Origin of the sequence: Gluconobacter oxydans, from assembly GCF_006539685.1 — a bacterium.
Classification (GTDB): Bacteria; Pseudomonadota; Alphaproteobacteria; order Acetobacterales; family Acetobacteraceae; genus Gluconobacter; species Gluconobacter oxydans.
This window is the reverse complement of sequence record NZ_BJNM01000084.1, coordinates 1-1,742: the sequence shown is the minus strand read 5'-3', so window position 1 is coordinate 1,742 and position 1,742 is coordinate 1. Positions and strand designations below refer to the sequence as shown.

The following is a 1,742-nucleotide window of genomic DNA, read 5'->3' as shown; positions in this document are numbered from 1 at the left end:
TCGACTTCCCAGCTTGCCCGCGCGCCATAGGTCAGGACCGAAGCCTCGGGGCGGTTGGCCGTGTTGCCCGGACGCAGCGGCCAGTTGTCCACGTTGATGGAATAGCGGTCGTCGCCACCGCCTGCGGCCACGTCGAGCTGCGGATACCAGGCCGACTGCGCCTGACGGCGGACGGCGCGCTCGGCGATGATGTGCTGCGAAGCGATCTGCAGGTCGTAATTGCCCTTGATCGCCTGTTCCACCAGCTCGTTGAGCATGGGATCGTGGAACTGCGCCCACCAGTCCTTCATGTCGGCAGCCGACTGCGCCAGCGCATCGGCGGTGGCAGGCCGGGGCTGCTCGACAAAGGCGTCGGGCACCTTGATCCGGTCCGGCTTGAAGTTCGGCCCGACCGTGCACGCCGTCAGCGACAGGCAGGTGCTCAGGGCCAGAGCCACGCTGCGGAGGGCTACGGCCCGGGTAAAGGGCCGCGCCAGCGATCGGGAAAGGGGGGTGCGTGACATGTCAGAGGTGGTTCTGCAGCCAGGTGGTCAGACGTCCGCGCGCGCCCGGCGTCTCACGCCCGATCGTCACCGTGGCCGTCATGCCGGCCGCCAGCGTGATTTCCGGCGGGACGTTGTCGAACTCCAGACGCACCGGAATACGCTGTGCCAGACGCACCCAGGTGAAGATCGGGTTGACCTCCGGCAGGCCCAGCTTGTCGGACACGCCGTTCTGGTCGTTGATGCCGCGGCCGATGCTGACGACATGCGCCATGATGATCTGCTTGTAGCCCATCAGCTTGATCCGGGCCTCGTCACCCACATGCACGCCGTGCATCTTGGTTTCTTCGAAGTAGCCGTTGATCCAGTAGCTGTGTGCATCGATCACCGCGAGCCCCGACACGCCGGCATGGGCATAGTCACCCACCCGCAGGTTGAGGTTGGTGATGTAGCCGTCCACCGGCGAATAGACCGTCGAGCGTTGCAGGTTCAGCAGGGCGGTGTTCAGCTCGGCCTTGGCCGCGTTGACCTTGGCGCGCTGGGTTTCGACATTGGAGTTGAAGTCTTCCTGCTCTTCCGCCGAGACGATGCCGCCCAGGCCCATGCGGCGCTTGGCGTCGGAGGTGCGGAGCTTCAGGTCTTCCTCGGCCCCGGCCACCCGGGCGCGGGCGGCGTCGATGTCGAGGCGGAAGCGCACCGGATCGAGCACGAAGAGCGGATCGCCCTTGTGGACGAACTGGTTGTCCACGACCGGCACGGCAACCACCGTGCCCGAGACTTCAGGGGCGGCGTCCACGACATAGACGCGCACACGGCCGTCACGGGTCCAGGGGGCGAGGACGTAGATGTCCCACATCGTGCGCCCCAGTCCGATGGCCAGGGCCAGGACGATGAGGGTCAGCAGGACACGGATCACGCTGCGGGTCCAGTTCATTGCCGACCCCTCCTATACGTAAAGGATGAGTAGACAGAGAACACAGACATAGAGCGCTATTTCAAAGAGGGCGACGTGCCAGAACCATCCCAGCGCACCGGTGCGCCACAGGATGCTTCGAAGCAGTAACGTCACAAAGACCGCCGCTACGGCATAAATGGAAAGCGGTGCAACGAAAACGCCAAACAGGTCAACTTCAGCCAGCATCAGGGACCGACCCCACCGTCAACCACCAGACTGCCACCCGCCAGACTGTACGCCAATTCGTCCACAACGCTCCTCGCTCAGCCACATCGACTCCCACTCAGTGAAGCAGCAGTCGGTGG

Annotated in this window: 3 protein-coding genes; all 3 read right to left on the bottom strand. The window is 64.6% G+C overall.

Annotated elements, in window-relative coordinates; all coding sequences use genetic code 11:
* The coding region (locus GOX01_RS12630; protein WP_170212325.1) for a TolC family protein at positions 1-503 on the bottom strand (503 nt) is incomplete at its 3' end.
* A gap of 1 nt (position 504) precedes the next feature.
* Positions 505-1,416, bottom strand: coding sequence for a biotin/lipoyl-binding protein (locus GOX01_RS12625; RefSeq protein WP_011252949.1), 912 nt, complete (start codon positions 1,414-1,416; stop codon positions 505-507).
* 12 nt (positions 1,417-1,428) lie between these two features.
* Positions 1,429-1,623, bottom strand: coding sequence for a DUF1656 domain-containing protein (locus GOX01_RS12620; RefSeq protein ID WP_041111784.1), 195 nt, complete (start codon positions 1,621-1,623; stop codon positions 1,429-1,431).
* Positions 1,624-1,742: the final 119 nt, after the last annotated feature.

Bases quoted from the DNA above. Each gene is read 5' to 3' on its own strand.
- GOX01_RS12625 (WP_011252949.1), bottom strand. From the start codon at position 1,416: ATGAACTGGACCCGCAGCGTGATCCGTGTCCTGCTGACCCTCATCGTC.
- GOX01_RS12620 (WP_041111784.1), bottom strand. From the start codon at position 1,623: ATGCTGGCTGAAGTTGACCTGTTTGGCGTTTTCGTTGCACCGCTTTCC.